We start from the raw sequence: 19,992 nt of genomic DNA, 5'->3' as shown, positions 1-19,992 counted from the left end.
CATGGCCCAGAATGCCCGGATCGCGGCGGTTCTCGGACCGACGAATACCGGTAAGACCACCTATGCCATCGAACGCATGCTGGCGCACCGCACGGGCATCATCGGCCTGCCGCTGCGGCTGCTGGCGCGTGAAGTGTACGACAAGATCGTCGAATTGCGCGGTCCTTCGGTGGTGGCGCTGGTCACCGGCGAGGAACGCATCGTGCCAGACCGCGCCCAGTACTGGGTCTGCACGGTCGAAGCGATGCCCGAGGGCATGGGCTGCGATTTCCTGGCTGTCGACGAAATCCAGCTCTGCGCTGATCCCGAACGTGGCCATGTCTTCACCGACCGGCTGCTGCGGGCGCGCGGCCTGCATGAAACCCTGTTCCTGGGGTCGGATTCGATGCGCGGCCCGATCGCGCAGCTGGTCCCCGGCGTCGAATTCATCCGCCGCGAACGGATGTCGCAGCTGACCTATACCGGGTCGCGCAAAACCAGCCGGATGAAGCCGCGCAGCGCCATCGTCGGGTTTTCGGTCGAAGACGTCTATGCCATCGCCGAACTGCTGCGCCGCCAGAAGGGCGGGGCGGCGGTCGTCATGGGCGCGCTGTCCCCACGTACCCGCAACGCGCAGGTGGCGCTGTATCAGAACGGCGATGTCGATTATCTGGTGGCGACCGATGCTATCGGCATGGGGCTCAACCTCGACATCAACCATGTCGCCTTTTCCTCGCTGACCAAATTCGACGGGCGGCGGATGCGCTTCCTGATGCCCAACGAACTGGCCCAGATCGCCGGCCGCGCCGGGCGCGGCATGTCCGACGGCACCTTCGGCGTCACCGGCGAAGCTCCGCCGCTGGACGACGAAGTCGCCCGCGCCATCATGGATCACCGCTTCGCGCCGGTGCGCAAACTGAACTGGCGCAACGCGGCGCTGCAATTCGGTTCGGTCGAGGCGCTGATCTATTCGCTGGAAAAGGCGCCCGACCACGAACTGCTGATGAAATCGCGCGACGCCGACGACCTGATGGCGCTCAAGGCGCTGAACCAGGTGGCCGAGATCCGGGCGCGCGCCAGCGACGGGCCGTCGGTGAAATTGCTGTGGGATGTCTGCCGGATTCCCGACTTCCGCGGCATCAGCCACGCCGAACACGCCGCGATGCTGGAAGATATTTACGCATTCCTGCACGAAAAGGGGCGGGTTCCCAACGATTGGCTGGCACAAAGGATACAGCGGATAGATAGAACCGATGGCGACATTGACACATTGTCGAAACGTCTCGCATTTATTCGCACGTGGACATATGTCGCGCAAAGATCGGGCTGGGTCGATGACGAAAGCCATTGGCGCGGCGAAACCCGCGCGGTAGAAGACAGGTTGTCGGACGCTCTGCATGAACGTCTGACGCAAAGATTTGTGGACCGGCGCACATCCGTGTTGCTGCGCCGGCTCAAACAGAAGGAGGCCCTTTTGGCCGAAGTGAATGATCAGGGTGAAGTGACCGTCGAAGGCGAATTCGTCGGTCGTCTGGAAGGGTTCCGTTTCCGTCAGGACAAGGACGCGTCAGGTCAGGAGGCCAAGACATTGCGTCAGGCCAGCATGCAGGCCTTGGCGCCGCATTTCAATCTGCGGGCCGACCGGTTCTACAACGCCCCCGATACCGAAATCGACTTCACCGAACAGGGCGGCCTGATGTGGGGCACCGAAGCGGTGGGCAAGCTGGTCCCCGGACCCGAGCCGCTGAAACCCCAGGTCGAAGCCTTCGTCGACGAAGAAGCGGGCTCGGACGTCGCCCAGAAGGTGCAGCGCCGTCTGCAGCATTTCATCGACCGCAAGATCGCGGCCCTGTTCGAACCGCTGCTGGCGCTCGGCCGGGACGAGGAACTGACCGGGCTGGCGCGCGGTTTCGCTTTCCGCATGGTCGAAAGCTTGGGCATCATCCCGCGCGCGGCCGTGGCCGACGAGGTCAAGGCGCTGGATCAGGACGCCCGCGGCGCGCTGCGCAAGCATGGCATCCGCTTTGGCCAGTTCACCATCTTCATGCCGCTGCTGCTGAAACCGGCGCCGACCCGTCTGCGCCTGGTGCTGTGGTCGCTGGCCAACGGGCTTGACGTGTTCCCCGAAGCGCCGCCGCCGGGCCTGGTCACCGTGCCGACCGACACCCACGCGCCGGAAGGCTACGACACCATGTCGGGCTACCGCGTTGCGGGCGAACGCGCGATCCGCATCGACATGCTGGAACGTCTGGCCGACCTGCTGCGCGCCGAGGACAGCCGCGGCGGTTTCGAGGCCAAGCCCGACATGCTGTCGATCACCGGCATGACGCTGGAACAGTTCGCCGACCTGATGCAGGGGCTGGGCTACAACGCCGAAAAGGGCGAGCGCGAGAAGGTCAAACCGATCGCCGCCGAGGAAGCCCCGGCAGAGGCTGCGGAAGCGGAAGTGGCAGAAGCCCCGGCCGAGGCCGAAGCGGCAGCGCCGGAAGAGGCCCCGCAGGAAGAAGCGAAGCCGGAAGAGGTTGCCGCTCCCGAAGCGGTCGCGGCGCCCGAGGCGGCCGAATCGCAGCCCGCCGAGGGCGAGCCGGAAATCGAGGTCTTCTACACCTTCACCTGGGGCCGACGGTCGCAGGGGCCGCGCAATCGCGGCAAGGGGCGCGGTCAGCCCGACCGTGGCCAGGCCAAGCCCGGCGGCAAGCCGCGCGGCAAGGGCAAGCCGCGTGACGGCAAGCCCCGTGGCGGTCCGAAAGGCGCCAAGAGCTTCGAGGCCCGGCCGCCCAAGAAGGACAAGCCGATCGATCCGGACAACCCCTTCGCCGCCGCGCTGATGGGGCTGAAGGACAAATCCTGAGCCCGTTGAAACCCCGGTTGACACCCCGGCGCAAGGGGGCCGCGTGAGCGAAGCGAAACCGAAGCTGAGACTGGATAAGTGGCTGTGGCATGCGCGTTTTTTCAAAACGCGCAGCCTCGCCGCCAAGATCGTTTCGGGCGGTCATGTCCGGGTCAACAGCGCCAAGGTGTCGAAGCCTGCGCAAGCCGTCGGGGCAGGGGACGTGCTGACCTTCCCGCAGGGCAGCGCCATCCGCGTGGTGCGGATCGAGGCCCTCGGCGAACGGCGCGGACCGGCCCCCGAGGCACAGGCGCTCTATACCGATCTGAGCGAACCGAAGGACGACGTTCCGCCGGCGCCGCGTTTCGAAGGCAAGGGGCGTCCGACCAAGCGCGATCGGCGAAAGATCGACCTTGATCGCACGCGGGAGCTTGAATGATCGGGGGGGCTGATTTAACTCCTTCAACACGTTGTAAAGATGAGAGACTGATATGACTTACGTCGTGATCGATAACTGCATCGCCTGCAAATACACCGACTGTGTGGAAGTCTGCCCGGTGGACTGCTTCTATGAAGGCGAGAACATGCTGGTGATCCACCCGGATGAATGCATCGATTGCGGCGTCTGCGAACCGGAATGCCCCGCCGACGCGATCCGCCCGGACACCGAGCCGGAAATGGAAAAATGGGTCGAGTTCAACCGCAAATATTCCGAACTCTGGCCGGTCATCATCGAAAAGAAAGACCCGCTGCCGGGCTATGAAGAACGCGACGGCGAGCCGGACAAGGTGAACAAATACTTCTCGGAAAAGCCCGGCGAAGGCAACTGAGCCGGCTGATTCGCCCGTTTAGGCGCGAAATTGCGTCCATTCGGTAAAAAATCGCCGTTTTACGGCTGAATCCTGCCCAGATTCACAGGGAGCCCCGATGCGGGCGCTTCCGAAAAGGCGATTTTTGTGGTATAAGACAAATACATGACGAAGACTGCCTGACCTGATCTTCCCGCGCATCTGCCAGCGGTGAGATTATTTTGCGCCATTTTTCCAAAAGACGAGCGTATCGTGATACCTCGCCGGGATTTTTGTCGCTCCGGTTCGGCCGTCCTTGCGAGGAAGGATTGCATGAGCAAAACGAAGAAATCTGAATTCAGCCCGAACGATTACGTGGTGTACCCGGCACATGGTGTCGGTCAGATCATGTCGATCGAGGAACAGGAAATCGCCGGCATCAAGCTGGAACTTTTCGTGATCTCCTTCGAAAAGGACAAGATGACCCTGCGGGTTCCCACCAACAAGGCCACCGAGATCGGCATGCGGTCGCTGTCGTCCCCCGACGTGGTGAGCCAGGCGATGAAGACCCTGAAGGGCAAGGCCAAGGTGAAACGCGCCATGTGGTCGCGCCGCGCCCAGGAATACGAACAGAAGATCAACTCGGGCGACCTGATCGCCATCGCCGAAGTGGTGCGCGACCTGCACCGCACCGACGATCAGCGCGAACAGAGCTATTCCGAGCGTCAGCTCTACGAGGCCGCTCTGGAACGGCTGACCCGTGAAGTCGCCGCCGTGTCGGGCGGGGATGAAGTGGCCGCCGCCAAGAAGGTCGACGACGTTCTGGTATCGCGCGCCGCCTAAGCGCCGGGCATCTGGAAATGAAAGGCCGCGTTCCTTCGGGAACGCGGCTTTTTCTTTGGCTGGGTGGGGCATCCGCTCGATTACACGAGCCAGCCCGATCCGAATACAGGATCCAGCCCGAATAGCGGCGCTCTGCGCCGCCGGGCAGCGCCCGACCGCCCCCCGGGCGGGCGCTTCTTCACTGTCTGAGCGATACTAAAGCGGTGGAAGTGGCGGCACGATAAACTGCCAACCACACAGGTATGTGCGCCCACCCGCGGTCGGCCGCTGCCCGGTCTGCCTGCTTTCAACCGGGCAGAGCCATGATCCACCGCCTGCCCGTAGGCCGGGCTTCAGCCCGGCACACTTCCCTTCAGGAAACGCTCAGCGCCAGCAACAGCACCACTTCGCAAACCTGCTGGCTGGCCCCCAGCACATCCCCGGTCTGCCCGCCGATCTTGGCCTTGGCCAACAGCCCAACCCCGGCCACCGCCAGCGCCGCCAGAACCGCCAGCCCGACCGCCGCCCAGCCGGTGCACAAAACCGCCACCGCCAAGGCCACGCCGCATCCGATTAGCGTCACCCGCGCCTCGGGCCGCCCCTGCGCCTTCGACAACCCGCCGTCGCGCGCATTGGGCAACCAAGCCATCAGCACCGGCATCCCCGCCCGCGACAGCGCCGCAACGCCCACCAGCGCCCACAGCCCGCCGTCCTGCCCCAGCAGCACCGACAGCCCCCACCAGCGCGCGGCCAGCGACAGGATCAGCGCGATCACGCCATAGGACCCGATATGGCTGTCCTTCATGATTTCCAGCCGCCGTTCGCGGGTCCAGCCGCCCCAGAACCCGTCGGCGCTATCGGCCAGCCCGTCCTCGTGCATCGCCCCGGTGACCATCACCAGCGCCAGCAACACCAGCAAAGCCGCAGGTTCAACCGACAGCCCCAGCCACAGCGCCACGGCAGCCACAACCGCCGCCACCGCGCCGACAATCCCCCCGGCCAGCGGATAGGCCCAGGCGGCCCGCGCGCCGCGCGCATAAGCCCCATCGGACAGGCGCAGCGGCAGCCGGGTCAGCAACCCCACCGCCACCGCCATATCCCGCAGCGCCGTTCCGGCCGTGTCGTTTTCGTGCATCGAATGGGCCCAATCTATTCCTTGCCCCCCGATAACATTGGGATAAACAGGCAACAAAGGAAAAAGGACCCCACGATGACCCAAGCCTTCCAGACCCTCGACGACTTCCGCGCGCTTCTGGCCCAAGCCCCTGCCGCCGATCAAAGCGCCCGCAAGGACGCGGAGGCGCGCAACGGCCAGCTGACCAAGCCGCCGGGGGCGCTCGGTCGGTTGGAGGACCTGGCGATCTGGTATGCCGGCTGGCGCGGCAATCCGCGGCCGCAGCTGGCCGCGCCGCAGGTGGTGATCTTCGCGGGCAATCACGGGGTGACGGCGCAGGGCGTCTCGGCCTTCCCGGCAGAGGTGACCGAACAGATGGTGCTGAATTTCCAGCATGGCGGCGCCGCGATCAACCAGCTGTCGAACGCTTTCGGCGCCTCGCTGGGGGTGCACGCGTTGTCGCTCGACACGCCGACGGCGGATTTCACTCAAGGCCCGGCGATGACTGAGGTTGAACTCACCGAGGCGCTGCTCACCGGCTGGAACGCGGTGAGCGAGCACACCGACCTGCTGGTCGCCGGCGAAATGGGCATCGGCAACACCACCTCGGCGGCGGCCATCGCGCATGCGCTTTACGGCGGTGCGGCGGATGACTGGACCGGCCGCGGCACCGGCGTCGACGATGCGGGGCTCGCCAACAAGACCCGCGTGGTGGCCGAAGCGGTCGCGCTGCATGGCGGGAAGGGCGACGGGATCGAACTGCTGCGCCGTCTCGGCGGGCGCGAAGTGGCGGCGATGGCCGGGGCCATCGCCCGTGCCCGCGCCTTGCGTATCCCGGTGATCCTCGACGGCTTCATCTGCTGTGCCGCCGCCGCCTGCCTGCAGGCGACCGAGGCGGGTGCGCTCGATCATTGCGTCGCGGGCCATGCCAGCGCCGAGGCGGCGCATCAGGCGCTGCTCGCAAAGCTCGGCAAGGACCCGCTGCTTTCCCTCGGCCTGCGCCTCGGCGAAGGCTCGGGCGCCGCGCTCGCCATCGGCGTGCTGAAAGGCGCGATCGCCTGCCATTCCGGCATGGCCACTTTCGCCGAGGCAGGCGTCTCCGACGCCTAAGCTCTTCTTCTGTTCATAAATATCCCGGGGGAGTCGTTGAAAATCCAAAGGATTTTCAACGGCGGGGGCAGCGCCCCCTCTTTCCCGGGCTATGGCCCGGGAAAGGCGCGCCCGCGCGGGCGCGCGTCAGTCCCCTTCGGCCTCGCGCTTTTCCAGCTGCGACAGCAGCGCGGTTTCCAGGTCCTTGTCCAGCTGCCGCGCCCGTTTCACATAGGCCGGGTTCTGCGCCGAGGGGATTTTCGGGTCCCAGACCTGCGCCAGTTCGCGGATCGCCACCCGGTCGTGGTGGTAAAACACCTTCTCGGCCTCCGCCGCCTCGAACTCGGTCAGCCCGATGTTTTCCAGCACGTAACGCCCGGCGCGCAAGCTGCTGTCGAAGGTTTCGCGCACGATGTCGTTGGCCCCGGCGGCGTAAAGCTGGAACACATGGGTGCGGTCGCGGGCCCGCGCGATGATATGCAGGTCCGGCCTCTCGCGCCGGGCAAACGCCACCAGCCGCGCCGCCGCCGCCGGATCGTCCAGCGCCACCACCAGAACCCGCGCTTGCCTGAGCCCCGCCGCGTGCAACAGCTCGGGCCGGGTCGGGTCGCCGAAGAATCCCTTGAAGCCGAATTTCCGCATCAGCCGGATCGTGTCCATGTCGTGGTCCAGAACCACCGTCTTGAACCCGCTCGACTGCACCAGCCGGTTGACGATCTGTCCGAACCGGCCGATCCCGGCGATGATCACCGGCCCCTGTTCGTCGATCTCGTCCGGGTCGGGCTTGTCGCCCTCGCCGATGGTTTTCGACAGCAGGTCGTAGATGATGAACAACAAGGGCGTCGCCAGCATCGACAGCGCCACCACCAGCGACAGCCGGTCGACCAGCCCGCCGGGCAACACGTCCTGCTGGCGCGAAAAGGACAGCAGCACGAAGCCGAATTCCCCTGCCTGCGCCAGCGACAGGGTGAACAGCCACTTGCTGCGCCCCTTCAGCCGGAACAGCAGTGCCAGCAGGTACAGGATCGCCCCCTTGACCAGCAGCACGGTCAGCGTCAGCCCGATCAGGTCCATCGGTTCGCGCAGCAAGACCTCGAAATCGATGCCCGCGCCCACGGTGATGAAGAACAGGCCCAGTAAAAGCCCCTTGAACGGCTCGATATCGCTTTCCAGCTCGTGGCGGAATTCGCTGTTGGCCAGGACCACCCCCGCCAGGAAGGTGCCAAGCGCGGGCGACAGCCCGACCGAGGTCATCACCAGCGCGATCCCCAGCACGATCAGCAGCGCCAGCGCGGTATACATCTCGCGCAGCCGCGCGTGGTGGATGAAGGCAAACAGCGGCCGCGTCAGGAAAATCCCCGCCAGGATGATCACCGCCACCGCGCCCAGCGTGACCAGCGTCACGCCCCAGCCCGGCAATCCCTCGACCAGCGACAGCGCGTTATGCGCCTCCTCGGCGTGATCGCCGCCGCGCGCGATCGACCCGTCTTGCTGGATGCTGACCGCCGGCGACAGCGCCAGCAGCGGCAGCAGCGCCAGCATCGGGATCACCGCGATATCCTGCGTCAGCAGGACCGAAAACGCCGACCGCCCACCGCCCGTCTGCATCAGCCCCTTTTCCGACAGGGTCTGCAGCACGATCGCGGTCGAGGACAGCGCGAAGATCAGCCCCACCGCCAGCGCCGGGCGCCATTCCAGCCCCAGCCCCATCGACAGCGCCATCATCGCCGCCGTGGTCAGCCCCACCTGCAGCCCGCCAAGCCCGATCAGCTTGTGCCGCATGTCCCACAGCGCGCGCGGTTCCAGTTCCAGCCCGATCAGGAACAGCATCATGACGACGCCGAATTCCGCGAAATGCTGCAGGTCGCGGGTTTCCGCGCCCACCAGACCCAATACCGGGCCGATGATGATCCCCGCCGTCAGGTATCCCAGCACCGATCCCAGCCCCAGCCGGGCGGCAAGCGGCACCGCGATCACGGCGGCAAGAAGGTAGATGGAAGCGGCAAAAAGAAACTCGTGCATGATCTAGGGTCGGCCTTTCAGGTCGGCAGGGGGGCGTCTTGTTTGAACTGGTCCATCACGATCTGGCTTTGAACGCGGGACACGGCGGGGTGGGGCAGCAATACTTCGTGGATCAGCTGGTTGAGCGCGCTCAGATCGGCGCAATAGACCCGCAGCAGGTAATCGGCATCGCCGGTCAGGGTCCAGGCGCTGATCACCTCGGGGCGCCGCCCGATCAGGCTGGCGAAGCTTTTCGCCTGGTCCGGCCCGTGGGTGCCCAATTGCACCTGCACGAAGGCCTGCACGTTCAGCCCCAGCCGCTTCGGGTCCAGCCGGGCGGCGTAATTGACGATATAGCCCTCCGCCTCCAGCCGCTGCCGCCGCCGCCCGGCCTGGCTGGCCGACAGGTTCAGCATCTCCGACAGCTCCTGCGCGGTCAGGTGGGCGTTTTTTTGCAGCGCGGCCAGCAGCCGCTGATCCGTTTCATCAAGCATATGCGCGTTTTCACCGTTTTTCTTCAAACTAATGCGACAAACGCGCATGGCAACCGCGAAATCACATGAAGAATGCGCAAATTCCCGCCCCATCTGCCTGTATCTTTAACACAACAATGACCCCAACAGGAGAACACGCGCATGGGACCTTTCCCGCACGACGCCCCGCAAGCCAAGATCAGCCCCGAAAACCCGGCCGGCACCGACGGGTTCGAATTCGTCGAATTCGCCCATCCCAACGCCGATGAGCTGCGCGAGTTGTTCACCAAGATGGGCTACGCAAAGGTCGCCAAGCACAAGACCAAGAACGTGGAACTTTGGCAGCAGGGCGACATCACCTACATCCTCAACGACGAACCCGGCAGCTTCGCCAGCAAGTTCGTCGAGGAACACGGCCCCTGCGCCCCGGCGATGGGCTGGCGCGTGGTGGACGCGCAGCACGCCTTCGATCACGCGGTGAAGATGGGCGCCGAACCCTATGAAGGGGACGACAAGACGCTGGACTGGCCCGCGATCAAGGGCATCGGCGGATCGCTGATCTATTTCACCGACCAGTATCACGACACCTCGCCCTATAACGAAGAATTCGACTGGTTGTGCCAATCGAAGCCCAAGGGCGTCGGTTTCTATTACCTCGACCACCTGACCCACAACGTGTTCAAGGGCAACATGGACAAGTGGTTCAAGTTCTACGGCGACCTGTTCAACTTCCGCGAAATCCGCTTCTTCGATATCGAGGGCAAGTTCACCGGGCTGTTTTCCCGCGCCCTGACCTCGCCCTGCGGCCGCATCCGCATCCCGATCAACGAAGACCGCGGCGAAACCGGCCAGATCGTCAGCTATCTGAAGAAATACAAGGGCGAAGGCATCCAGCATATCGCGGTCGGGTCCGACGATATCTACAATTCGACCGACGCCATCGCGGATAACGGCATCAAGTTCATGCCCGGCCCCAACGACGCCTATTACGACCTGTCGAAAACCCGGGTTCATGATCACGACGAACCGATCGAGCGGATGAAGAAACACGGCATCCTGATCGACGGCGAAGGCGTGGTCGATGGCGGCGAAACCAGGATCCTGCTGCAGATCTTCTCGAAAACCGTGATCGGGCCGATCTTCTTCGAATTCATCCAGCGCAAGGGCGACGACGGCTTCGGCGAAGGCAACTTCAAGGCGCTGTTCGAATCCATCGAACGCGAACAGATCGAAAGCGGCGAGATTCAGGCCGCCGAGTGAGCGCTCCCTTCAAGCGTATTCTTTGCTGACCCGAGAAAGCCCGGCCACGTGCCGGGCTTTTTTATCGCCGGGCCTGTTTCGGTAGCGGATTTGGCCCGAACAGCGGCGCATCGCGCCGCCGGGCCGCGCCCTCCCTCCCCCTTGGGAGGGCGCATTGGTGATGGCGCGGCATGTTCAGGCGTCGTCCGGGGCGTCGGGATAAAGCGCTGCCTGCGAAATGTCGGAGCGCCCACCCGAGGGAGGGCGCGGCCCTCTGGTTCGTTCCGGATAGCGCCGGGCCTCCGAATTCCCCCATTTGACCCGCATCAATGCGCCCGGCGCGTGCCCGCGTTATTCCTCCCCGTGAACTGCACAGGAGGGACGTCATGAAAGTTCTGGTCAGCTACGCCACCACCGAAGGCCAAACCCGCAGGATCGCCCGCCATGTCGCCGACCGGATCGCCGATATGGGCCACATGGTCGAACTGGCCCGGATCGACGATGCCGACGACATCGACCTGTCCCGCTTCGACCGCACAATCCTCGCCGCCTCGATCCATGTCGGCCATTACCAGCGCGGCATCTCCGAATTCGCGGCGAAATATGCAGCAAAGCTGGGCGAAAAGCCGTCGCTGTTCCTCTCGGTCTCGCTCGCCGCCGCCGGCCACGACGCCGAGGACTGGCGCGGGCTCGACAAGATCCTCGCCGATTTCCAGGACGCCACCGGCTGGACCCCGGGCCGGGTCGAACAGATCGCGGGCGCCTACCTGCCGTCGCAGTATGACGTCTTCACCCGCTTCGCCATGCGCCGCATCCTGGGCAAGAAGGACCCGGAGGCCGACCTGGACCAGGACAAAGATTATACCGACTGGCCCGGGCTCGACGCCTTGGTCGGGGAGTGGTTGGGGGCGTGAGAACCAGCGCGGCTTACCGACCGATATAAGCCCCCAACAACAACTTCTTCCTGAAATTCTTGGTAAAAATCGGCACGATTGGTTTGCGGTTATGACTCCCATCGGGGGAATGATACTGATAAAGGCCCTCTTCCAGGACCTTCAGAAACATCCGCTGCTCGGCCCGGTTCCTGAACTTGCTCGGCGCCGCCGTGTACTCCTCCAGGTAATGCCGGAACCCGACCCCGGCCTCGTCGATGACCAGTTCTCGCCGGTCACCCGATGTCACAAGCCACAGCGCCTCCGGAGTTCCCCGAAACGCCATCGCATGGTCGCCGATCTTGACCAGAACTCTCGCAGGATCCTCCGTTCTCTGGTCCGGCCTCATCAGAAACACCAAGGCATCACGCGCGGCACAAACAGCGGTGAGAGGATATCCTGGATGCCCCGGTTTCCTTTGCAGGACCCAATCGTCTTCACCCACCGATATAAGCCCCCGACCTCAGTTTCTTTCTGAAATTTTTGGTGAAAACCGGAACAATGGGCCGCGTAATGCCATCTCTCCCCATGCTGGCCTGATGAAAAAGTCCCTCTTTCAGGACCTTCAGAAACATCCTCTGCTCGGCGCGGTTTTTGAACTTGCTCGGCGCGACCGTGTATTCCTCCAGGTAATGCCGGAACCAGACGCCGGCCTCGTCGATGACCAGTTCCAGCCGGTCGGGAAACGGCCTGAGCCACAACGCCTCAGGCGTTCCCCGAAACGCCACCGCGTGGTCGCCGATCTTGACCAGAACTTTCGCGGGTTGCTCCGTTCTCTGGTCCGGAGACTTCAGAAGCACGAATGCGTCTCGCTCGGTACAAACCGCAGTCATGGGGGACCCCGGATGCCCCGGTTTCCTTTGCAGGACCCATTGCGGCATCTCCCGCCCTCCCGCGCCATGCCGGGGCCCGTCTTTGCCGAAAATCCTGGACATGATCCGCAACATTCAGTCCCCGCTCAGCCGTCGAAATAATGCGCCCGGCAGTCCGCCTCGCGGCCGCGCACCACGCGCGACCCTTCCAGCGGCCCGTGGGTTTCGGTGACCACCGTGCGCACATGTTCGCGCCCGCCGGGCCTGGCGAAATAGATCACCACCCAGTCGCGGGTCCGCCCCAGGTCATGCGCCAGCGCGGTGTTGGAATAAAGCGCGGTGAAATCCCAGCCGTCGCGTTCCTCGTGCAGGATCGGCAGCCAGGCCTCGCCGTCGGGGTTGAACCGGCGCGGCGCGATCGTCCGCAGGCTGCCCGCCCCGGCCTGCTGCCGGTAACTGCGGTCGACCTCCAGCAATGCCGCGACGGGCGGTTCCTCGTGTTCCTCCTCGCCGCGCCGCGACCGCCGCGCCAGCATCGCCGACAAAGACGCCCGGATCGCCGCCGCCTTGCGCGGCCCGATGCCGTGCACGTCCTCCAGGCTGCCGTCATGGGCAGCGATTTCCAGCGCCTCCAGCGTGTCCACATGCAGCGCGTCATGGATGCGCCGCGCGGTGTCGGGGCCGACGCCCGGAATGGCCTGGAACAATTCCTCCGGCTCCGCCTCGCCGCGCATCCGTTCCAGCTGCACCCAGCGGCCGGTATAGGACATCTCGTCGATCGCGCGGGCCAGCCGCTCGCCGATCCCCGGCAGCTTCACCAGCCCGTCGAAGCCTTCCCGTGCCAATATCTCCGCCGGGTCCTCCGCCAACTGCCGTACCGTGTCGGCCGCCACCCGGTAAGCGCGCACCCTAAACCGGTTCGCGCCCTGCGCCTCCAGCAGTTCGCCCGCTTCGTCCAATCGATCCGCGATCTGTTCGCGCGACAACCCTTGTGCCATGGCGCCCCCAAGCTGGCCGGAATGGCCGCGATCAGACTAACAGCCCCGCCCGCCATGTAAATCGCCGCGGCTTCCCTTGCCGCCGACGTCCTCCTATCCTCGGTCAAATCCCGGCCAGATACCCCGCGAAAGGACCCGCCCCGCGATGAGCGTTCTCGTGCAGCCCCGCCTGATCAACGATCCCACCGGCGATCCGGGGCTCTACCTGGATTTCCATTTCGGCCGCCGGGCGATCCTGTTCGATCTGGGCGACACCGCGCCGCTGTCGGCGCGCGAATTGCTGCGCGTCAGCCACGTCTTCGTCAGCCACGCCCATATGGATCACATCGCCGGGCTAGACCGCTTGCTGCGGCTGCGGCTGCACCGGCCGCGCCCGCTGACCCTGCTGGGGCCCAGGGGCTTCACCACCCAGATGCAGAACCGGCTCGGCTCCTACACCTGGAACCTGCTCGATCAGGACGCCGTCGATTTCCGCCTCACCGTTCAAAGCTTCGACGGCGAAACCATCCATGAGTCCGCCGAATTCCGCGCCCGCGACGCCTTCCGCCGCCGCGACCTGTCCCCGCCGGGCCTGCCCCCCGGCATCGTGCTCAGCGAACCCGACTTCGAAATCCACGCCACGGAGCTGGACCACGGCACCCCCTCGCTCGCCTTCGCCTTCCGCCAGGCGCAGCGCTTCAACGTCCGGCGCAACCTGCTGGACGGCATGGGCTTGGCCGTAGGCCCCTGGATCGACATGGCGAAAGAGGCGCTGCGCGATGGCTTGCCCGACGATCACGCGATCGAGGTGCCGGGGGCGGGGCAGGTGACGCTGGCGCAACTGCGCGACGCCTTTCAACCCGGCCGGGGCCAGCATTTCGCCTATGTCGCCGATGCCGCCGATACGGCCCAAAACCGCGCCCGCATCACGGATCTGGCCCGCGACGCCGACCAACTGTTCATCGAGGCCTATTTCCTCACCGCCGACCGCGCCCTGGCCGAAGCCACCCGCCACCTGACCGCCTTTGCCGCCGGAGAAATCGCCAAGGCCGCCCACGCCCGCCGAGTCACGGCCTTCCACCACTCGGCGCGCTACGGCGGAGACTGCGCCGGCTTCGCGGCGGAGGTTCAGGCGGGGTTTGTTGGGGGGTGAGGGGGTATAGGTCCAACGGCGGCTTTGCGCAGAAAGCAGACTTCGCAAAGTTGAGACTGTCGGGCACAATACCCCTCCGACCGGCCCGAAGTAGACATGCCTGCAGGACCTTCCCATCGCCGGGCGCGGCTTAACCGAGAATGGAACGTCCCAGAACGGTTTATGCGCCAAAAGATACCTTGCACGGCATCGCCCGTGCCTAGGTCTGATCCGTCAATCCAATCATCCCGCGCCCCACTGCGAACCTAATGTCTTCGAGGAAAATATCGGAAAATTTTAACCCGCCCAATTGATGCCTGACGGGAAGAACACCCCCAGAAAAATACAGGGCTGCCGCTTGCGCCAAGTCTCCTATCTTCACCTTCCCTCCCTTCTCAGATAAATAATCGAGAGCCCATTCTTTCACAAGTTCTTTAGAGGTCGATCTAATAGTAAAGGGTTTCGAGCCTAGATAAGCCGGTTTCTCATCATCTGGATATGCAAAGAGATTTCCTCCGGAGACGGCAAAACTTCCAAGATTTGGATAGCCCATAGACTTCCAGAATGAGCTTGGCAGCAGTCCAGACCTTACCGTCTTTCGCTCTATGTGTGAAATCGGAACGGCAGATAGGTTTGAGCTCTCGACAATACTCTCAATAATCCTGATTGCGGGGGCGTATGCCTCCTCGACTCTAATAAATTTCTTATTCAGAACAAGGTAATCAAGGTTCTCCTTGATTTCCCGCGCCAAAGGCTTTCCGTCGCTCATGTCGACATTGAAACTAACTACTCTTCCAATTTCGGGAAGCACTCGCTCCTGAGGGTGTACCGCAAATGGGATATCATCTTCGGTCACGACTAATTTTTGCCCACTCATCGCTCTTATCACGCCGATTGAGTGTTCCGTTTTTTCCTCACCAGTCTCTCTTAGCGTCTTCTCAGCCCGTTCGAGTTGTCGAGAAATGAATCGGAGCCACTCTCTAGACTCTTCGATTGCGACGTCGCGCACGCTGCTTATTGTTCCTTTGAATTTCTTGTAAAATTCGGCGGCTACGCCACCAGAAACTTCGATCGCGTCGATTGATATACGGAGCACTTTGAGCGCATCAGCGGATTTTGAAGAAAGCGTTCGCAGCCACCCGCGAATAACGAATTTGGATTCAACTTCTGCTTTGGTTGACGCTAGAAGATTACGTGCATCCGCTGCTGATCTTCCTAAATTATTAACGTGTCGCTCGTCGGACACATCTGATGACATTGCGTCACCTGAGAGTTCCCCCAACAGCTCAATTTGTCGCGCTATTGGTGGGCGGGTCGAGGCATTCAAGCCAAGTTGCGGTAAGACCTCAAGATAGTCGTGCGTGTTGGTGGTTTCAAAATCGCTTCTAGCTTGCTCTCTGTAGGCATCCAGCGCCGTGGAAATCGCAGAAAGTAGAGAAACAAAGCGATGATCGAGGGAGTCACCTCTTTCTAGCGTAGGCTCAGCGTTTTCTTCGTCTTCCTGTTCGCTGGGATCTGAATGATAGAAAAACCTGCGCCGGACCTCTGAAAGTCGAACGCTCGCATGCTCCAACGGGGCTCGAACACCCTCCAACGATCCATTCGGAAGACCGCTGAGAGATATTATCAGATATTCAACCTGAGACCTTGGGAAGTCGTCTGGAAGGAAGTTGTGCGCCTCAATCGCTTGCTCCAGAGAGATTGCGGCGTTCTGAACTTCAGCCAGCTCTTGCAGTAGGTCCGTGCCAATTTTGCCAGTCACACTAAAAATCTCCCTAAGTGCCTGGAAAAAATAACTACACTAGATGAAATCGATATGCGATGCCTATGGTTGTAATTTTGGCCTCCTGCCGGTTGCGTCAGCGCAGCATAGCCTTGGCCATCTGAGCAAATCGAAGGTCTGCTCTTGGGAAGTGTTTTGTGGCTGCAGCAGTGGCTTCTACGCGCTTGGTTCGAGTGTTTTGCTTGGGCTGAGAGCGGTCTTTCGCGGTTCTACCTTTCAAAGACAGCTCAGAACCATCCCTCCCCCCGGGGCCACCTCTCCCCCAAATCCCCCTTGTCTCCGCCCCTCCCGCAACCTACTGCTAGGCCCCAGCAATTTCCCCAAAACACATGGCGCCGCGCAGATGACCACACGCTCCCCTTCGCAAGTCACCGGCTTCGCCGCCGCCTGGAGCATCGTTTTCGTCTGGTCCTTCTGGCTGATCGTCAGCCGGATCGCCAATCAGAGCGGGCTGACGATCTATGACCTGACCGCGATGCGTTACGGGTTGGCCTCGCTGATCGCGGTGCCGCTCAGCCTCTATTACAAACCGTGGCGCGGGATGCGGCTGGGGCAGATCGCGGTGATCTCCTTCATCCTCGGGCCGGTCTATATCCTGTGCGTCTTTTCCGGCTTTCTCTATGCACCCGCCGCCCATGGCGGGATTTTCATGAACGGGATGCTGCCGCTGATCAGCATCCTGTTCGGCATCGTGCTGTTTCGCGCGCTGCCCGGGTTGCGGCAGGTGCTGGGGGCGGTGCTGATCCTCGTCTCGGCCGTGGTGCTGGCCTGGGACGCGGCGGCGACCGGCGGGCAGGATGCCTGGATCGGCGATCTGCTTTTCGTGGTGGGGGCGCTGTTCTTTTCCTCCTACGTGCTGCTGTCCGAACGCTGGCAGATCGGGGCGATGCAGGTGATCTTCTGCGGCACGGTGGTCAACGCGGTGCTGTACCTGCCGGTCTGGTTCTTGTGGCTGCCCTCGGGGCTGGCGCAGGCGCCGCTGCAGCCGCTGCTGCTGCAGGCGATCTACCAGGGTTTCGTGCCGAACCTGGTGGGGCTGATCTTCATCGCCCATGCCTCGCGCAGCATCGGCAACGGCAATACCTCGGCGATCCTCGCGGCGGTGCCCGGGGTGGGCGGGTTGCTGGGCGCGCTGATCCTGGGCGAGACGCTGAGCCTTCTGAGCGTCCTGGCGCTGGTGCTGCTGACGGTCGGATTGCTGACCACCGTACGCCGCAAAAGGCCCGAACCGGTCTGAGGCGAAGCGGGGGAAGCCCCCTGAGCGCGGGGGCAGGGCTTCCGTACCGTTTGGCACTGCAAAAGCCACAAATGCCGACAAAATTCTGTAGCGGAAGGGGTGGTCGGGATCAGCCCTTGGGCATCTTCAAGGTGACGGTGCGGCCCGACTTCACATAGCTCAATTCGCCGTCGCCGATCGCCGCGACCTTGCCGCCGTCGATGCGGTCGCCGACCTGCACCTTCTTGTACCGCCCCGAGGACAGTCGCACCAGGGCGCGCCGGTCGCTGGGTTGGCCATAGACGCCTATCAGGTTGACTTTATGAAGATTTATCTGGTTCTTCAGCGTCGCCTGGCGGGCCACCGAGGCCTTGCTGGGCAGCGAAGGCTGGACCGGCTGGGCGGTCGGCTGCTTGAAAATCGACCCGGTGGGCAGGTCGGGTTCGGGCTGCTGTTCGGCGCTGGCGACGATGGCGGCGAAATTTTCCGGCCGGTTCTTCGGCTTCAGCGACGCCGCCACCGCCTGTTCCGTCGGCGTGTCATCCACCGCCGCCTGTTCCTGCGCGCTGGCCGGGCGCAACTGCGGCCGCAGCGCCGCCAGTTCGACCCGGGTGCGGCCGCCCAGGTTGCTGCGCTCGGTCTGTTCGATCAGGTCGTCGGGGCGCGGCTTTGGGCGCATGGCGGCCAGGCGGGTGTTGTCTAACTCGCTGGTTTCGTTGCGGCTTTCATCTCGTTCCGGCCACTTCGGCGGTGTCACGGGCGGTTTGCCGGAATAGATCAGGATGCCGTCGGGCGACATCGATCCTTCGGGGCTGGCCTTGACCAGACCGCGCGGGTCGAAATCGAAACTGGTCCCCGCGGCGGCCGGATCGGCGGGTTGCGCCAGCGCCGCGTCGCCGTCCATGCGCCGCGGATCGGGCAGGGCGACGGCATCGACGCCCATGACCGGGTGATCGATCGAGGCGACATAGAGGTCGTCCAAAACGGATGTGCCGGGCAGGGCCGGGCTTTCCGGTGCCATCTGCCAGATCCCCGTGGTGGCATAGCGTTCCTCGGAGGCCTGCAGTGTCGGCGCGGCGGCGGGATCGGGGCTATCGGCCAGGTCGGGTTCGGGTTCCAGTTCCGCTTCAACCGGGGCGTCCGGCTCCGGCGCGGGCAGGGCGATGGCCTGTTCCAGCGGCGGTTCGGTGCTGGCGGTGGCGGGGGTGCCGGCCTCGGCAAGTTCCTCTTCGGTGACGGTATCGGTGGGCAGCACTTCGGCGATGTTGTCGGGGGTGTCGCGGCCCAGCAGCGACGCCACCCCGTCCGAGCCGAGCGAGGCCCAGGCGGCCATGATCACCATGAAGACCAGCAAGAGCGCGGTCAGGATCAGCCCCATGAAGCGCGGCTTGCCGCCGACGGATTTGCTGTCGCGGGCGCCGAAGACGGTCAGGCGCTGCGCTTCGGTTTCGGGCGGCGGTACGGCTTTGCCGCGGCGGCCGGCCTGCTTGAGCCGGCTGAGCAAGGAGGTGCGTTCGGGCGCCTGCACCTCGGTCGGGCGCAGGCTGTCGGCCATGTCGAGCATCGCCGCCTCGGGATCGGCAGCCCTGGTTTCCGCCACCGGGATCGGATCGAAGGCTTTCGGCGCGGGGGCTTCGGGGGCCGGGGCCGCGGATGCGCCGCTGAGGCCGCGCTGAGCGCCTTCGAGCGGCGGCGCGCTGTCGGGTGCCGTGTCCCGCTTCGCCCGCACGGTCGAGAAGGACGGGGCGGGGGCGTCAGCGGCTTGCTTTGCTTCCGGCGCGGGCGCTTTCACTGCAGCGGGTTCGGCGGCCGGGGCTGGGGGCGGGGCAAGCGGCAGATCGGGCTGCGCGGCGGGTTCGGATTCCTTGGCCTCGAACGCCTTCAGCATCTCTTCTTCTTCCGGCGTCAGGTCCCGGCCGGGGCCGAGTTCCTGTTCCGCCAGCCGGGCGGCCTCTTCGTAATCCTCGGGTTCGCTGGGCGTTTCCGGGGCGGCCTCCGGCGCCTTTTCCGGGGCGTCGATGATGTCGAAGCTGGGAACGCCGATTTCCTCGATCAGCGGTGCCGGTTCTGGCGCTTTCGCTGCGGGTTCGGGCTGCGGTTCTGGTTCGGGCGCGGCTTCCGGTTCGGGCGGCTGCGCCTTGCCGATGACCTTGATCGGGTCGCGGTCCGGGGTGACCGGGCCGCCGAACAATTCCGTCGCCGCATGGGTGCCGCCGAAGAACGGTTCGCCCTCGAACGTACCCTCGGCCGGTTGGGCGACGAAGCTGACCGGGTTGAACTGGTGCTCATGGGCGAAGGATTCGGCCTCGGCCAGGGTTTCGCGGGCGACGGCGGCGACATGCAACCGGCCGTCCTTTTCGGCCCAGTCGATGGCAAGCTCGGACAGGTCGTAGGGCGTCGCCCCTTCCAGCGCCTTATGCGCCAGGGCCTCGTAGCCGTCGGCATCGGTGCCGTCGGTCGCCACGTCGATATATTTGATCTGATCGTCGGGCAGGACCAGCTTGGTGGTCAGCCCGTCCGGTTCCAACCCGAACGCGGCTTCGCGCAGCCCGGCCAGGGCGCCGGTCAGATCGGCATCGTCAAACCGGACCGAGCCGACAAGATGCCAGCCCGTCGGCACGCGATGCAACAGGTCAATGCCTTCGAACGAAAGCGTCAAAGCAAAGTTCGGCTTCATGGCTTCGTTTCTTCACCCTCTCCCCGAGTGCGGGAGTGTTGTTTCGATCCGGGCGGAGTTTAGAGCAGCTTCTCCGGCAGGGAAAGGGAAAGCGAAACTATCCTTTTGTTCCTGCGGGAAAACCGCCG

17 protein-coding genes are annotated in these 19,992 nt (G+C 64.1%); 9 read left to right on the top strand and 8 right to left on the bottom strand.

Annotated features, from left to right (window positions below):
• The first annotated feature begins 1 nt into the window (after position 1).
• From GR167_RS04815 to GR167_RS04800, 4 genes are all read left to right on the top strand, one after another.
• Positions 2 to 2,830 (top strand): helicase-related protein, encoded by a 2,829-nt coding sequence (locus GR167_RS04815; RefSeq protein WP_160972299.1) that lies wholly within the window; start codon positions 2 to 4, stop codon positions 2,828 to 2,830.
• Positions 2,831 to 2,873: 43 nt separating this feature from the next.
• Positions 2,874 to 3,248 (top strand): RNA-binding S4 domain-containing protein, encoded by a 375-nt coding sequence (locus GR167_RS04810; protein WP_160972298.1) that lies wholly within the window; start codon positions 2,874 to 2,876, stop codon positions 3,246 to 3,248.
• Between the two features lie 52 nt (positions 3,249 to 3,300).
• Positions 3,301 to 3,639, top strand: a complete 339-nt coding sequence (fdxA, locus tag GR167_RS04805; protein WP_160972297.1) for a ferredoxin FdxA — start codon at positions 3,301 to 3,303, stop codon at positions 3,637 to 3,639.
• A 291-nt stretch (positions 3,640 to 3,930) separates the two neighbouring features.
• Complete coding sequence (locus tag GR167_RS04800) at positions 3,931 to 4,440, top strand: CarD family transcriptional regulator (protein WP_160972296.1); 510 nt, start codon at positions 3,931 to 3,933, stop codon at positions 4,438 to 4,440.
• 352 nt (positions 4,441 to 4,792) lie between these two features.
• On the opposite strand, the gene cobS is transcribed toward GR167_RS04800, so the two are convergent.
• Positions 4,793 to 5,554, bottom strand: a complete 762-nt coding sequence (gene cobS / locus GR167_RS04795; protein WP_160972295.1) for an adenosylcobinamide-GDP ribazoletransferase — start codon at positions 5,552 to 5,554, stop codon at positions 4,793 to 4,795.
• Between the two features lie 75 nt (positions 5,555 to 5,629).
• Here cobS and cobT point away from each other — a divergent pair, with 75 nt between their 5' ends.
• A complete protein-coding gene (gene cobT / locus GR167_RS04790; RefSeq protein ID WP_160972294.1) occupies positions 5,630 to 6,643 on the top strand; it encodes a nicotinate-nucleotide--dimethylbenzimidazole phosphoribosyltransferase in 1,014 nt (337 codons plus the stop codon).
• 126 nt (positions 6,644 to 6,769) lie between these two features.
• On the opposite strand, the gene GR167_RS04785 is transcribed toward cobT, so the two are convergent.
• The gene (locus tag GR167_RS04785) at positions 6,770 to 8,644 is read right to left on the bottom strand and encodes a monovalent cation:proton antiporter-2 (CPA2) family protein (protein WP_160972293.1); all 1,875 of its coding nucleotides are present in this window, start codon (positions 8,642 to 8,644) and stop codon (positions 6,770 to 6,772) included.
• A 17-nt stretch (positions 8,645 to 8,661) separates the two neighbouring features.
• Positions 8,662 to 9,117 (bottom strand): Lrp/AsnC family transcriptional regulator, encoded by a 456-nt coding sequence (locus GR167_RS04780; RefSeq protein ID WP_160972292.1) that lies wholly within the window; start codon positions 9,115 to 9,117, stop codon positions 8,662 to 8,664.
• Between the two features lie 141 nt (positions 9,118 to 9,258).
• Here GR167_RS04780 and hppD point away from each other — a divergent pair, with 141 nt between their 5' ends.
• Entirely contained in the window at positions 9,259 to 10,356 is a 1,098-nt protein-coding gene (gene hppD, locus GR167_RS04775; RefSeq protein WP_160972291.1) for a 4-hydroxyphenylpyruvate dioxygenase, read from the top strand.
• A gap of 365 nt (positions 10,357 to 10,721) precedes the next feature.
• Positions 10,722 to 11,249 carry a flavodoxin domain-containing protein gene (locus GR167_RS04770; protein WP_160972290.1) on the top strand — a complete coding sequence of 176 codons (528 nt, stop codon included), beginning with the start codon at positions 10,722 to 10,724 and terminating at the stop codon, positions 11,247 to 11,249.
• 13 nt (positions 11,250 to 11,262) lie between these two features.
• Here GR167_RS04770 and GR167_RS04765 read toward each other — a convergent pair whose 3' ends face one another.
• Genes GR167_RS04765 through GR167_RS04755 form a run of 3 tightly spaced genes read right to left on the bottom strand, consistent with a single transcriptional unit; the run spans position 11,263 to position 13,077 of the window.
• Positions 11,263 to 11,712 (bottom strand): hypothetical protein, encoded by a 450-nt coding sequence (locus GR167_RS04765; protein WP_160972289.1) that lies wholly within the window; start codon positions 11,710 to 11,712, stop codon positions 11,263 to 11,265.
• Positions 11,705 to 12,214, bottom strand: a complete 510-nt coding sequence (locus GR167_RS04760) for a hypothetical protein (protein WP_160972288.1) — start codon at positions 12,212 to 12,214, stop codon at positions 11,705 to 11,707. Before GR167_RS04760 ends, GR167_RS04765 begins: the two co-directional genes overlap by 8 nt.
• 11 nt (positions 12,215 to 12,225) lie before the next feature.
• Positions 12,226 to 13,077, bottom strand: a complete 852-nt coding sequence (locus tag GR167_RS04755) for a helix-hairpin-helix domain-containing protein (RefSeq protein WP_160972287.1) — start codon at positions 13,075 to 13,077, stop codon at positions 12,226 to 12,228.
• 145 nt (positions 13,078 to 13,222) lie between these two features.
• On the opposite strand from GR167_RS04755, the gene GR167_RS04750 reads away from it, so the two are divergent.
• The gene (locus tag GR167_RS04750; protein WP_160972286.1) at positions 13,223 to 14,209 is read left to right on the top strand and encodes an MBL fold metallo-hydrolase; all 987 of its coding nucleotides are present in this window, start codon (positions 13,223 to 13,225) and stop codon (positions 14,207 to 14,209) included.
• A 199-nt stretch (positions 14,210 to 14,408) separates the two neighbouring features.
• Here GR167_RS04750 and GR167_RS04745 read toward each other — a convergent pair whose 3' ends face one another.
• Positions 14,409 to 15,950: a hypothetical protein gene (locus GR167_RS04745; protein WP_160972285.1), complete on the bottom strand. Its 1,542-nt coding sequence runs from the start codon at positions 15,948 to 15,950 to the stop codon at positions 14,409 to 14,411.
• A gap of 364 nt (positions 15,951 to 16,314) precedes the next feature.
• Here GR167_RS04745 and GR167_RS04740 point away from each other — a divergent pair, with 364 nt between their 5' ends.
• Entirely contained in the window at positions 16,315 to 17,208 is an 894-nt protein-coding gene (locus tag GR167_RS04740) for a DMT family transporter (RefSeq protein ID WP_160972284.1), read from the top strand.
• Positions 17,209 to 17,317: 109 nt separating this feature from the next.
• Here GR167_RS04740 and GR167_RS04735 read toward each other — a convergent pair whose 3' ends face one another.
• On the bottom strand, positions 17,318 to 19,864 hold the full coding sequence (locus GR167_RS04735; protein ID WP_160972283.1) for a hypothetical protein: 2,547 nt from the start codon (positions 19,862 to 19,864) through the stop codon (positions 17,318 to 17,320).
• Positions 19,865 to 19,992: the final 128 nt, after the last annotated feature.

Origin of the sequence: Thalassovita mangrovi, assembly GCF_009857745.1 — a bacterium.
Lineage (GTDB): Bacteria > Pseudomonadota > Alphaproteobacteria > Rhodobacterales > Rhodobacteraceae > Thalassobius > Thalassobius mangrovi.
This window is presented reverse-complemented; position numbering and strand designations above follow the sequence as displayed.